Annotated in this window: 10 protein-coding genes; 9 read left to right on the forward strand and 1 reads right to left on the reverse strand. The window is 49.4% G+C overall.

Annotated elements, in window-relative coordinates; all coding sequences use genetic code 11:
- Positions 1-68: 68 nt before the first annotated feature.
- Together QCD60_RS11810 and QCD60_RS11815 are read left to right on the forward strand one after the other, a co-directional pair.
- Positions 69-1,040, forward strand: coding sequence for an ATP-binding protein (locus QCD60_RS11810; RefSeq protein WP_279785476.1), 972 nt, complete (start codon positions 69-71; stop codon positions 1,038-1,040).
- 14 nt (positions 1,041-1,054) lie between these two features.
- A complete protein-coding gene (locus tag QCD60_RS11815) occupies positions 1,055-3,433 on the forward strand; it encodes a S8 family peptidase (RefSeq protein WP_279785478.1) in 2,379 nt (792 codons plus the stop codon).
- 216 nt (positions 3,434-3,649) lie between these two features.
- On the opposite strand, the gene QCD60_RS11820 is transcribed toward QCD60_RS11815, so the two are convergent.
- Entirely contained in the window at positions 3,650-4,867 is a 1,218-nt protein-coding gene (locus QCD60_RS11820) for an IS256 family transposase (RefSeq protein ID WP_279784912.1), read from the reverse strand.
- A 56-nt stretch (positions 4,868-4,923) separates the two neighbouring features.
- Between QCD60_RS11820 and QCD60_RS11825 the strand changes: the two genes are divergently transcribed.
- The 7 genes from QCD60_RS11825 (at position 4,924) to QCD60_RS11855 (ending at position 13,424) form a co-directional block, all read left to right on the forward strand.
- Positions 4,924-6,765, forward strand: coding sequence for a TOPRIM nucleotidyl transferase/hydrolase domain-containing protein (locus QCD60_RS11825; RefSeq protein WP_279787917.1), 1,842 nt, complete (start codon positions 4,924-4,926; stop codon positions 6,763-6,765).
- Positions 6,762-8,432 carry an ATP-dependent helicase gene (locus tag QCD60_RS11830; protein ID WP_279785480.1) on the forward strand — a complete coding sequence of 557 codons (1,671 nt, stop codon included), beginning with the start codon at positions 6,762-6,764 and terminating at the stop codon, positions 8,430-8,432. Before QCD60_RS11825 ends, QCD60_RS11830 begins: the two co-directional genes overlap by 4 nt.
- A 236-nt stretch (positions 8,433-8,668) precedes the next feature.
- Positions 8,669-9,886, forward strand: coding sequence for an IS256 family transposase (locus tag QCD60_RS11835; RefSeq protein WP_279784912.1), 1,218 nt, complete (start codon positions 8,669-8,671; stop codon positions 9,884-9,886).
- An 883-nt stretch (positions 9,887-10,769) separates the two neighbouring features.
- Positions 10,770-11,678, forward strand: a complete 909-nt coding sequence (locus tag QCD60_RS11840) for an integrase domain-containing protein (RefSeq protein WP_279785482.1) — start codon at positions 10,770-10,772, stop codon at positions 11,676-11,678.
- Between the two features lie 806 nt (positions 11,679-12,484).
- A complete protein-coding gene (locus QCD60_RS11845) occupies positions 12,485-12,802 on the forward strand; it encodes a hypothetical protein (RefSeq protein WP_279785484.1) in 318 nt (105 codons plus the stop codon).
- 101 nt (positions 12,803-12,903) lie between these two features.
- A complete protein-coding gene (locus tag QCD60_RS11850; protein ID WP_279785486.1) occupies positions 12,904-13,173 on the forward strand; it encodes a hypothetical protein in 270 nt (89 codons plus the stop codon).
- 59 nt (positions 13,174-13,232) lie between these two features.
- Entirely contained in the window at positions 13,233-13,424 is a 192-nt protein-coding gene (locus QCD60_RS11855; RefSeq protein ID WP_279785488.1) for a hypothetical protein, read from the forward strand.
- Positions 13,425-13,491: the final 67 nt, after the last annotated feature.

The following is a 13,491-nucleotide window of genomic DNA, read 5'->3' on the forward strand; positions in this document are numbered from 1 at the left end:
GGTGTCCGATATGGCAAGAGAGAATATTATAAAAACGGTATCAAAGCCTATGTGCCAAGGGGGCAATAATGGCTAACGGTAAAATACTGAGGCAGTTGATTAGGGCAGGAACCAGTGGTGATTCCGAGGCCTTTCGACGTGCTTCTGAAGCTGTTATTCAGGATGAGCGGCAAAAGCAACATCACCTGCTTGCAAACGATCTTGAACAAATATTGTATGGAGAGCACTTAAGGCCACTTAAGCAAAGTGGACGTAATACCTTGCCTACTCCTCCTGTAGATAAAGAGCGAGGACTACCACTTTTAGATGTTCGACAAGCTCAGCGACCTATAGAAGAAATGGTGCTACCTGAGTCAAGTCTTACATCTATCGAGGAACTTCTTGAGGAACACCGCCGAGTCGATGTGCTGAGAAGTTATGGCATGAAGCCTTCTGGAAAAATTATTTTTCATGGGCCTCCAGGCTGCGGAAAAACCTTAGCAGCGGAGGTCATTGCTTTTGAGCTTGATTTACCTCTTGCCATTGTTCGTCTCGATGCATTGGTATCATCTTTTTTGGGTGAAACGGCAGCGAATCTTCGCAAAGTTTTTGACTTTGTTGCTGATCATTCAATGGTAGTTTTATTTGATGAGTTTGACGCCATAGGCAAAGAACGTTCTGACTCAGGTGAACATGGCGAGTTACGCCGCGTCGTTAACGCAGTGCTTCAAATGATGGACGCTTATCAAGGGAAGAGTCTTATATTGGCAGCGACAAATCATGAGCACATTTTGGATAGTGCCATCTGGCGACGCTTCGATGAAAAAATTGACTTTCCATTACCAGATGAACAGCAAATACAACAAATTCTTTCACTCAAGTTGCGTGGTGTGCGTCGTCAATTTGAGTTAGATGAAAAATCTCTCCTCGGAATATTTTCCACAAAAAGTGGTGCTGATATCGAGCGTATTGTGCGTAGAGCCGTTAAACGAATGATTCTACGTAGTCAGGAATTTTTGACCGTTAAGGATCTGAAGCAAGCAGCTTCTCGAGAAAGTTAAACAAGGGGCTAGGAATGGCTAATTATGAACATCTTAGGATAGAAAGAGAACTGCTTGAGAATGAACGTAGAACAAGAAAAATCAATATTCCAAGACATCCACGAGGTGATCTTCGTGGGCATGGTCAAAAATTATCCAGAGACTTAACTGAATCATTCAAATTCGCACAAAGTCAACAAACGTCACGCCCTGGTAATTTTGTACTGAAAATTCGTTATACAGGACTTCTCGATATTACCCATCTAAACAAACATGGTATCGAGTTTGTAAGCCAAGAAGACAATCATCTGTGTGTTGTTTTTGTTGATGAAACCGGAATGGCTGTGTTTGCAGATCACTTGCAACGTCTAGGTTTAGACGATGCAGAGTTGACGTACAAACAGATTCTCGAAGCCATAGAGGGGATCGATAACTGGACAAGTGAGGATCGGAAGAGTTGGGCTCTCAGAAGAAATGGCTTACCAAGGTCAGAAAAATTTCTCTTAGATGTGGAACTTTGGCCTGTGGCTGTTGCTCATCATCCTGAGAGATTAAGCACTTGTGATGCATTTGAGCGTTGGTTAGTTCATAACGGAATACGGCGAACAGATAAAGTTAACCTTGATAGCTTAATAATGTACCGTCTGGAGGTTAACTCTAGTCAGGCGAATGTACTGCTGAATCACAGCGATGTTAGGCTGGTTGATCTCCCACCCAAGAGCGGTATTCACTATAGCCAATTGAATTGTGACATCGATAGAATTCCTGAAGGAATACTATCCCCTACTCATCAAGCTGCCAGAGTTTGTGTTCTTGATAGCGGAGTAAATACTAACCATCCCCTGTTGGCACCCGCAATTGCGGAAAGTGAAGACTTTATTGGTGATACAGGTGGCATGGATTTGAATGGTCATGGTACTGCTGTCGCTGGTGTAGCTCTGTATGGTGACTTGGAAGCGTGTAACTCAACTAATTATTGGCACCCTGAACTTTGGATTTTCAATGGCAGAATTCTTGATGAGAATGCGGAGTTTGACTCCAGTTCTATCGAAAAAACTCTCATTGAAGCTGTAACCTATTTTGTCGAAGAACATCAATGTCGGATTTTCAATTTGTCGTTAGGGAATTCCAATGCACCTTACGATAATCGTCATATTCGAGGAATTGCGTATGTCTTGGATAAATTGGCTAGGGACTTCAATATCTTATTTGTCGTTTCTGCTGGGAACTTCTCAGGCTTTATCGATCCAGATGTGCCAAGACATAGCTGGAGGGACGAGTATCCAGAATACCTCATAGCTGAGGAAAGTATTATCATAGATCCAGCTCCGGCACTAAACGTTCTAACAGTGGGAAGCTTGGCTCGACATAATGCGACTTTCGATGCTCAACGGTATCCTGAAATTGGGCAATTGGCTCCAGCCACAGAAAATCAACCATCCCCATTTACACGTCACGGTCCCAGTATTAAAGGGGCAATTAAACCCGAGCTGGTAGCTATGGGTGGAAACTTGGCTTCTCCAATAAGAACAGGCAACGAACTCAATGCAGTTATGCGAGGCATGGGGGTATTGACCTGTAATAGTCGATTCGTTGGGAGCACATTGTTTAGCGAAATTAGCGGAACAAGTTTTGCGGCACCTTACATCACCCATCTTGCAGGTCGTTTATTGAATAGCTATCCGAATGCTTCTGCTAATTTGCTCAGAGCACTACTGGTTAATCATGCGAATATGCTGTCGGAGATTGAAAGCAGCTTTCCTGAAGATATGAAGAAATCTTATAGGCGCGCAAATGGACGAGATGCGTTTAGAGACATAGCTGGTTATGGTGCTGTTGATGAGGGGGAGCTTTTTAGATCTTCACAAAATGCCGTTGTCTTAATGGCCGAAGAGAAAATAGAAAATAACTCGCATCACTTTTTCGAACTGCCGCTTCCCGATGATTTTTTAAGGTCTCAGCGTGCTTCCAGAGAAATTAGAGTTACTCTGTCTTATTGTCCAGCGGTCAGGACAACTAGGATAGACTATGTGGCCACTAAAATGTCTTTTAGGTTAGTCAAAGATCAGTCGCTTGAATCTGTTCAAAGGCATTTCAATCACAGTACTCAGGATGAAACTAAAACCAGAAATGATGATGCTACAAGCAATAGGGACATAAGTGCTGAATTAAGAGGTAAAGGTACGGTTCAATCTTCAACTTGGCGGATTAAACAGCCGAAGCCTTCTGAAAAGTGGTTCGTTGTAATTACTCGACAAGATAGAGATTGGGGTGAGGCGTTGAGTTTCGAACAAGAAGACTATGCCTTGGTTGTGACTGTCACTGATCGAGAGAATGAGGAAGCCCAGCTGTATAGCCAAATATCACAACGCATAGAGCTTAAGGCTAGAGAACGTGCACGGGCTCGAGTGTAGGGAATTCTTGTTCTGTAAAAATCACCCATGGAACGGGAAGATTTAATTTTTTTGGGCCATATGTATTAGGATAAAAGGATGAAACTGCACAGTATTCGGGTTTCAAATTTTCAGAGTTTTGGTGCTGAACCAATAGAACTGACACTGGAAAATATTACCTATCTGATTGGCCCCAACGGGTCGGGTCTGTCAAACGAACTGTGTAACTGCTCCCTTTCAGAGTGCGGCCAGCGGCACGCGCTCCTCCCCAAACATCACCTGAAAACTCTGTAGTGCCGGTTTCCAGTGATGAATAGCCTTCCAGTTCTTCGATGCTTCGCGGATAGCCAGAAAGAGTGACTTGAGTGCCGAATCGTCGTTCGGAAAAATGCGCCGATTACGTGTCAGTTTCCGCAGGCTCATGTTCAGGGATTCGATGGCGTTGGTCGTGTAGATCACTTTCCGGATCTCCGGCAGGAACTGGAAGAACGGTATGATGTTGTCCCAGTGACCGCGCCACAACCGCACCACCGCCCGATATTTCTCACCCCAATCGCTCTCAAAGTCATCCAGTTCGCGCACGGCTTCGTCCGCTGTCGCCGATGTGTAAATTCGCTTCAGGGCACCCACAACGACCTTGCTGTCTTTGGTGTTGACATAACGCAAGCTGGCGCGCACCAGATGCACAATACACAGCTGGGTCAACGTTTTCGGAAACACCGCGTTGACCGCTTCCGGCAACCCCTTCAGGCCGTCCATACTGGCGATGTAAATATCCTGCACGCCACGATGACGCAACTCCGTCAGCACCGACAACCAGAACTTCGCCCCTTCGCTTTCGGCCAGCCACAGACCCAGCACTTCTTTCTCGCCGCGCAGATTGACGCCAAGCACAACGTGCGCTGACTTGTTCACCACCTGCTTGTTGTGCTGTACCTTGACCACCAGACCATCCAGCCAGACGATGGGGTAAATCGCTTCCAGCGGTCGCGTCTGCCACGCTTTGGCTTCCTCCAGAACCGCATCAGTAACCTGGGCGATGAGTGTGTGCGAAATCGTCACACCGTATAAGTCCACCAGCGCACTCTCGATATCACGCGTGGTCATGCCCTTGGCGTACAGTGTCAGGATCTTGTCTTCCATCCCCGCCAGCCGAACTTGCCGCTTCTTGAGCAGCTGTGGCTCGAAGCGGCCTTCTCGGTCGCGGGGAGTCTCTATGAGCAAGTCGCCGACATCACTCTGCACCGTTTTACGGCTCTTGCCGTTACGGGTATTGCCCCGCTTGGCACCGGGCTCGGCTTTGTCGTGGCGGTCGTAGCCAAGGTGGTCGTCCATCTCGGCTTGCAGGCTGCGATTGATCATGTGTTGCAGCATCTGGGCGTACAGCTTGCTGACATCCTCCGGGGTCTTACATTCCTGAGTCAGCTCATCCAACATCTCTGGCGTTAGTGCCATGTAACTGCTCCTCGCGGTGTTCCCGCATCATCCCATAAACGCAGTTACACAGTTCAATTTACAGACCCAACGGGTCAGGCAAGACTGCTGCACTCCAGGCTTTGTGCCGACTGTTTGCATTTGATCCTTCATTACGCCGTATTCAGCGCTCAGACTTCCATGTCCCGCACGATGAACAAGAAGCGCCCGAAGAAAGGCAGTTATGGATTGAGGCGGACTTCGTGTTCCCCGAGTTGGAGGATGAAGAAGATAACTCGACCGTTGCTCCCCATTTCAGTCACATGCGCCTTGATGACCCTGATGGAATTCCTAGGGTACGATATCGCCTAAGTGCCACTATGGGCCTGGATGGGGATATCGATGAGACTTTTGTGTATGTGCTTGAAGCTGGCCCGGATGGTTCACCTCTAAATCCTCAAACGGTTCCCAGGTCTGAACGAAATCACATACAAGTCCACTATCTGCCCGCAAGAAGAGATCCGACTGACCACATCGCGTACGGAACTAACGCGCTGCTTGGCCGCTTGCTACGGGCGGTGAACTGGGAAAATGAACGGGAGGAGGTAAAAGGTTTCACCGACCAGATTAGTGAGAGTTTGGCTGCTAATCCATCGGTCAATGCTTTTAGTGCCCACCTGAAGAAAACATGGAGCACCCTTCATAAAGGCAGCTACTTTACAGATCCCAAGATTACTTTTGTAGCATCTGAGATCGAGGCGTTGCTTCGTCATTTGTCCGTATCATTCTCGCCTGGACATGATGAACATCTTGTCGATTTTTCCCGACTCAGTGACGGCCAGAAGTCGATGCTCTATCTGTCATTGGTTCTTTCATCTCAAGCAATTGGGCGTGCTGTCCTTGCCGGTGAGGACGATTCTTTTGACCCAGAAAAGTTGCGTCCGCCAGTCTTTACTTTAATAGCCCTTGAGGAACCAGAGAACAGCCTCTCACCTCACTATTTGGGTAGAATTGTTAGCGCCCTTAACTCAATGACGAGCAACGAAGATGCTCAGGCCCTAATTGCTACACATGCTCCGTCGATGTTGCGACGTGTCGATCCGGAATATATTCGATATCTTCGACTTACTAAAACCCGGCAATCAAAAATTACGAAAATCCAATTGCCCTCTAGAAAAGATGAAGCGCACAAGTTTGTACGTGAGGCAGTCCAAGCATTCCCTGAAATTTACTTCTCACGTTTAGTTGTTTTGGGTGAAGGGGATAGCGAAGAAATAGTGTTACCACGCATTTTCAGTGCGAAAGGGGTACCTGTTGACGAATCCGCGGTGACGATTGCGCCTTTAGGAGGACGACACGTTAACCATTTTTGGCGCCTTTTATCGGCATTGCACATCCCATTTTTAACCCTTCTCGATTTAGATGTGGGCAGATATCAAGCGGGCTGGGGAAGAATAAAGTATGTAAATAAACAACTTGGTTTGTATCAACCTGAAAAGGTACTACCAACTACTTTTTCTTTATCAGATTGGAATGATGACAAAGTACCTGTTCGTACACATCATTTCTTTGAAAATGGCACCAAGAGTGTATTTTTAGAGCTGGAAACACGTGGTGTTTTTTTCTCATTTCCAATGGATTTAGATTTTTCAATGCTTCTTGCTTTCCCTAATGCGTACGGTGTTCAGCAGGAGGTTTCAGATGAGTCTACGATTAAAGCCGTTTTGGGCAAGAGCCATCATGGCTCATACCAATACAGCGGAGACGAGTTAAATCTTTTCACTACGTATCACAAACTTTTTAAACTGGGTAGTAAGCCCGCTGCGCATATAGATGCTCTTGCTCAACTGAGCAACGAGGAATTGCTGGCCAACATGCCAGGATCATTTGGACGACTTGCAGATGCCGTGATAGCCAAACTTGCGGAGCTGCCCGAGTGATTGCTTTAGATGCATGGTTGCCTTCGGATGGGCTAACACTTGAACCAAATGCTCTGCTGGCTGCGAAGGAACAAGCGCACTGTCTTGCACTGACTGCGGGGCCGGGAGCAGGCAAGACGGAAATGCTTGCACAGCGAGCTGACTTCCTCCTCCGAACCGGAACCTGCCGTTATCCGAAGAGAATACTCGCTATTTCTTTCAAAGTTGACGCTAGCAAAAACTTGAAGGAGCGAATCCAGCGCCGCTGTGGACAAGAATTGGCTTCCCGTTTTGATAGCTACACATTTCATGCGTTTGCAAAGCGTATTATTGATCGCTTCCGAGTAGTGCTTACTGGTAATGATGCTCTGGATATGGATTATTCTATTGGCGAAAGAAAAGTCACAAGAAGGCAAATTACATTTCATGATCTTGTGCCGCTAGCTATTCAAATTCTCAGGGCTTCTACTGTTGCAAGAAATGCCATACGCCAAACTTACAGCGATGTTTTCTTGGATGAATTCCAAGACTGCACGGATCAGCAATATGAACTCGTTAAGGTAGCCTTCCAAAGTACAAGCATTCGTCTTACCGCTGTCGGTGACACCAAGCAGAAAATCATGGGATGGGCAGGAGCTTTGGACGGAATTTTCCAAACGTTCGCTAAGGATTTTTCTGCCGTACCACTAAACATGTACCGAAACTTTCGTTCAAAACCACGCCTGCTTCGGATGCAGAACGAGATAATTCGTGTGCTTGATCCAGCTTCCGTTATGCCTGATCACCAACTTGCTGGTGAGGAGGGAGAGGTTTTCGCATGGCAATTCGAGAATGCACAGGGGGAAGCTGAGTATTTGGCCGATTTGATTGCCGGGTGGATAAGAAATGAAAAGGTTCCGTTGTCCGAAATCGCCGTATTAGTGTCCAAACAACTAGATCTTTATGCCAACCACTTGATGACGGCATTGGAAGTTAGGGGAATACCGTACCGGAACGAGCAGGATATGCAGGATATTACTGTCGAACCTGCCGCAAGGCTCGTTGTTGACTATTTGTCCTGCCTCTATGGCCAGCGAGAGCCCAAAGCTTGGATTCGGCTTATGAATCAATTGATTCCCTTTGCTGATGATGAGGTGCAGTCTAGCGCTAGGCAAAGCTTCCAACGCTTCTTCAAGGAGCAGAGAAAAATCATCACCATGACCGAGCTGTTGGATGAGCCGTTTTCGGGATGGTGGGATTCTGTGTGTAGCTTTCTGAAGAAAATAGGAATGGAGACTCTTGTTGCTCTCTCGCCTGACTATGAGTCACATGCCAGGTTAGGTGAAGTTGTGAGAGATACCAAAGCGCACATTGAAGAATTGCTTGAACTTACCTCCGATTTGCCTCAAGCCTTGACTCGTTTCTCTGATGATCAGGCTGTGCGTATTCTGACTATCCATAAGAGCAAAGGATTGGAGTTCGACTCAACGATAATTATGGCCGTTGAGAACGAAATATTCTTTGGGGATCAAGATGCTAATCGGTGTGCTTTCTTTGTTGGTGTATCCCGTGCCAAGCGTCGGCTTGTTCTTACATACGCAAAAGAGCGGGATAGACCTGCTAATTATCAAAAAAGATGGGATACAACGCGAACTCCTCAAGTCGAATATTTTGGCTACGCATCGCCATTTTTAGATGGGTCCGGTTAAACATCTAAACAGCATCCAAAGGTGGCTTTTTGATGCTTTACTTCAAAGATTGAGCTGAGAGTCACTGTGTCACCATCGAAAACCAACCAAGAAGCGACTTCTTGATGTGTGGGTGCTTCTTCTCAGAGTTTAGAAGACACTGAAAAGCCACCGAAAAGCCACTTTACGGGGTCTGTAAATTGAACTGTGTAACTGCGTTTATGGGATGATGCGGGAACACCGCGAGGAGCAGTTACATGGCACTAACGCCAGAGATGTTGGATGAGCTGACTCAGGAATGTAAGACCCCGGAGGATGTCAGCAAGCTGTACGCCCAGATGCTGCAACACATGATCAATCGCAGCCTGCAAGCCGAGATGGACGACCACCTTGGCTACGACCGCCACGACAAAGCCGAGCCCGGTGCCAAGCGGGGCAATACCCGTAACGGCAAGAGCCGTAAAACGGTGCAGAGTGATGTCGGCGACTTGCTCATAGAGACTCCCCGCGACCGAGAAGGCCGCTTCGAGCCACAGCTGCTCAAGAAGCGGCAAGTTCGGCTGGCGGGGATGGAAGACAAGATCCTGACACTGTACGCCAAGGGCATGACCACGCGTGATATCGAGAGTGCGCTGGTGGACTTATACGGTGTGACGATTTCGCACACACTCATCGCCCAGGTTACTGATGCGGTTCTGGAGGAAGCCAAAGCGTGGCAGACGCGACCGCTGGAAGCGATTTACCCCATCGTCTGGCTGGATGGTCTGGTGGTCAAGGTACAGCACAACAAGCAGGTGGTGAACAAGTCAGCGCACGTTGTGCTTGGCGTCAATCTGCGCGGCGAGAAAGAAGTGCTGGGTCTGTGGCTGGCCGAAAGCGAAGGGGCGAAGTTCTGGTTGTCGGTGCTGACGGAGTTGCGTCATCGTGGCGTGCAGGATATTTACATCGCCAGTATGGACGGCCTGAAGGGGTTGCCGGAAGCGGTCAACGCGGTGTTTCCGAAAACGTTGACCCAGCTGTGTATTGTGCATCTGGTGCGCGCCAGCTTGCGTTATGTCAACACCAAAGACAGCAAGGTCGTTGTGGGTGCCCTGAAGCGAATTTACACATCGGCGACAGCGGACGAAGCCGTGCGCGAACTGGATGACTTTGAGAGCGATTGGGGTGAGAAATATCGGGCGGTGGTGCGGTTGTGGCGCGGTCACTGGGACAACATCATACCGTTCTTCCAGTTCCTGCCGGAGATCCGGAAAGTGATCTACACGACCAACGCCATCGAATCCCTGAACATGAGCCTGCGGAAACTGACACGTAATCGGCGCATTTTTCCGAACGACGATTCGGCACTCAAGTCACTCTTTCTGGCTATCCGCGAAGCATCGAAGAACTGGAAGGCTATTCATCACTGGAAACCGGCACTACAGAGTTTTCAGGTGATGTTTGGGGAGGAGCGCGTGCCGCTGGCCGCACTCTGAAAGGGAGCAGTTACACAGTTCGTTTGACAGACCCACTTTACGATGAACTTGACGGCTCTATCAGCTTGATTAATATATGAGTTGTAAACGGTAGCTGGCCCAAAACAGCATTTTTCCAAATCCAAGGCGTTTGCCTTCACTTCGTTAACCCTCAGGGGGACTGTCCCCTAGGGTCACTCCTCCGTCTAAAACCTATCTCCCCGGAGGAAAATCAGATGTTTATCATCACTGTGCTTGCAGCGTTCTGCTGCTGCCTGCGTTTGTGCATTCCGCAAGCGACCAGGCTTCCATATCGCGATCTGGCTGACAGCTATGTCGCGTTCCTGGTGCTCAATTCCGAGCGGCCAAATACAAGAGGACCTCCCTCATCCGTCAGAACGAGTGCTGGATTTCCAGCTTACTCGATGCTCCACCCCGTCTCTGTCGCCGTAGGCGTAAACAGAGACGGGGGTATAGCCCCCGACGGAAGCCTTGTGCCTCAACGGCTCAAGGCTTTCGCCCCGCGCACGAATGTGCGCGAACAATACCGCCTTCGGCGGTTGGCGCGCTTCGCGCTTCCTTTCCAGAGAATGACACGACAGTACCAGCCGGATCTGCTGGCAGTTTGTTCCGTCGGAACAGACCAGCCAGTGGAATGAGTAGTTCGCTCCATAGCAGTACCGCTCGTATGAAATGACCGTGGGCATCGGTTTATCTGCCCTGTGCCTGGGCGAAATCCCCAGCGTTGGCCTTAGCATGCAGAGCTAATTAAAAACTGCGTTTCACTTACCACCGAGTACGGACGGGCCAGCAACACGTTGATTAACAAGATCATAAGGAGCACACGATGCGCTCAGAGCGGACTAATCCGGATTCCCGGAATTTTGGTCTCCGAAGTCGCGATATGGGCAAGGCAGGCCTGAACGCACTGAAGGAAGGTATGAAGAGTTTCCAGTCCATAGCCACGATCCACGACCGATGGAGCGTGTTTAGCGCCTGGATTAAGTCCGAACAGGGCATTAAGGACATGCGGGATATAGAAAAGGCTCATTTGGTCGCTTATGCGGCGCACCTTAATGATCGCTACGAGCGGGGAGAAATCGCGCCATCCACGGCGCAGAACTACCTGAGCGCAGTGAATCGGGTGATGGAGATTGCGCGAGGCGACCGACAGGTACGTGTAGACCCCGTCTCCGAGGGCGGACTTCCAAAGCGCTCAGGTATCGCCACTGGCGACCGGAGTGTTTCGGAAGCGGCCCATAATGCCGCTATGGGGGCAGCCTCCGAGCGTCTTGGGGCTTTGCTGGAACTACAGCGTAATTTTGGTCTGCGGTTCGAGGAATCGGCCAAGCTGGATGCTGCTAGGGCGCTGAGAGAGGCCGAGAAAACCGGCTCCGTAAGCATAAAGGATGGCACCAAGGGGGGCCGAGCGCGCACCGTTCCGATCACCAGTGATGCTCAAATTACCGCGCTCCAGCGAGCAGCCGCCATACAGGATGGCCGCAGCATGATCCCTGCCGAGCAGAGTTATCGCGAGTTTCGGCAAGAAGCCTACCGGGAGATTGGCCGCCATCCGGTGAACTTCCATGGTGAACGGCACCACTACGCTCAAACCCGCTACCGGGACCTGCTGGGCGCGGAATGCCCGGTAAAAGCCGGAATGAAGCATGGCCGTGCCCATCATGAATACCTTGCCAAGGAACTTGGGGTATCCGTGGCCCACGCCAGGATGCTGGACAAAGAGATCCGGTCGGAGGTTGCGCGAGAGCTGGGCCATGGGCGTATCGACGTAACAAACTCCTATCTGGGGTAAGTAATATCTGGAGGAACCAATGGAAAAATGGGTTAGAGAAAGATCACATGTCTATGTCCGCCATGGCGGAAAGACCGCAAGGCGGGCGATGGTGAAACGTCTGATAGCGGCCCTGGAGGACATTGCGGCCAATGAGAAAGGCGTCAAATCCCCGTCCCAGGTCGGAAGAGCCCATATCCACAGATACTACGCCAGACACCAGAGGCTGAGTGCGCCGACATTGCGCGATCACTTCTATGCGCTCCGACTCCTGTGGGAATTGCTTGGTCGCGCGGGTGATCCTCCCCGGCCAAAAGTTGGTAGAGCACCGGGTTAGTCCTCACTCATGCCGATGTGACATTTCTGGTCATAGTCATAGGAGTCCTGGAATCCTCCTTTCCTCTTTTTCTTTCGACGTCGATAAATGCTCTCCCTACTGCCCGCTGCGGCGTTCTTTCGAAGCCGAGCCAAGCGAAAGATACCCAAGATCACCAACAACACTAGCACCATACCAGGATTATAGGCAGCGACAACCAGCCCCAGGATGAGCAGAATCAGAAGCCCTATATTCGCCAGATGCCACAACAACTTCTCCCTTCTACAAAATTCCTTCATCTCAATTATTGACCTATGCGCCCAAAAAGGGCAGTTCCAGCGAGTATCCCCCGGCGCCTTGGCTGTTACAGTGTTCACAACTTCAGCCTCTGGCTGAGTGAGTGCGATAGCTGGTCGCCAAAAACAAACAGCAAACTATCAATCCATCCCGTAACCGGGGTTCACCGGTTACGCGGTGTAGCCCCTTCAATTCCAATTAATTGGAGGTGTTTATGTACTTTTCCACTTTCGTTTTGATCATGATTGTTACCGTTGGCGTCATTGCTTTCGGAGCTTCCATCGTTGCCAAGCTATTAAACGCGGCGTCGATGGCGGTATATCGGTCCTTGAGAAAAACGCGGCCCGTACGGGTCGTCAGTCCGCTGGCTACTGTCAGCAGTTCATTGAACGGAGAATGGTTGAGAGCTACCTCCGGTAGCAATCAATCCGGAGTTTTCGATGCCATCGAATGCGCGCCGCTTGAAGAGGAACTGGTTTCTGAGCGAGCTGCAATTGCTTCCAACAAGAAGTTCTTGTCAGCCAAGGTGTGAATAACCTTTCAGAACGATAGCCCTTGTTATCTTAAATCACCCTGCCGGGTACTTTGCCCGGTTGGGCTAAGTCCCGGCTTTTAAACTCTTGGAGAATGAAAATGCTGGGACAAACTCAAAAAGAAATCCATCAGTTCGACGTATGTGGCCGCGTGTATTACCGCGAGGTCAATTACACCGGGCAAGAAGGCGAGTTGGTGGCTGAAACGGTGGAGGCCTTATCCCATGACGAGGCGGAAACCGTGTTTCGAAACAATCTGGTTGAACACGCTCGCGAGTTCAACCAGACCGTGGATCGCGTCGAAATAACTTTCACTATCGATTTGACGATTGCTGAAAGTGACAGCGATGAACCGTTCTTGGTCCATTAATCGCAAAACCCTCAGGGGAAGCCCTGGGGGCTTCCCCTCCTGCTATTTAAGGAGGAAAAATGGAAGACACCATCACAATCACCACTGAGTTATCTGATCGCCATGCCTGGGCTTTGGCTCAACTCGTTAAGCGTATCGGCTGGAACGAGGTTCGGATCAATGCGGTGGATGACGAAGATGCGTATTTGATGAGAGAGGCTTTATCTGCATTGCAGAAGAGTCTTGCTGAATCAGGATATGCGCCTCGATAATAACAAAGGGCCAGCTTGTCTGGCCCTTTGTTATTTCTGGGAAGGGGAATCTACTGAATCGGCTTCA

The sequence above is a fragment of the Pokkaliibacter sp. MBI-7 genome (assembly GCF_029846635.1).
Taxonomy (GTDB): domain Bacteria; phylum Pseudomonadota; class Gammaproteobacteria; order Pseudomonadales; family Balneatricaceae; genus Pokkaliibacter.

Bases quoted from the DNA above. Each gene is read 5' to 3' on its own strand.
- QCD60_RS11850 (WP_279785486.1), top strand. From the start codon at position 12,904: ATGCTGGGACAAACTCAAAAAGAAATCCATCAGTTCGACGTATGTGGC.
- QCD60_RS11835 (WP_279784912.1), top strand. From the start codon at position 8,669: ATGGCACTAACGCCAGAGATGTTGGATGAGCTGACTCAGGAATGTAAG.
- QCD60_RS11810 (WP_279785476.1), top strand. From the start codon at position 69: ATGGCTAACGGTAAAATACTGAGGCAGTTGATTAGGGCAGGAACCAGT.
- QCD60_RS11855 (WP_279785488.1), top strand. From the start codon at position 13,233: ATGGAAGACACCATCACAATCACCACTGAGTTATCTGATCGCCATGCC.
- QCD60_RS11815 (WP_279785478.1), top strand. From the start codon at position 1,055: ATGGCTAATTATGAACATCTTAGGATAGAAAGAGAACTGCTTGAGAAT.
- QCD60_RS11840 (WP_279785482.1), top strand. From the start codon at position 10,770: ATGGGCAAGGCAGGCCTGAACGCACTGAAGGAAGGTATGAAGAGTTTC.
- QCD60_RS11820 (WP_279784912.1), bottom strand. From the start codon at position 4,867: ATGGCACTAACGCCAGAGATGTTGGATGAGCTGACTCAGGAATGTAAG.
- QCD60_RS11845 (WP_279785484.1), top strand. From the start codon at position 12,485: ATGTACTTTTCCACTTTCGTTTTGATCATGATTGTTACCGTTGGCGTC.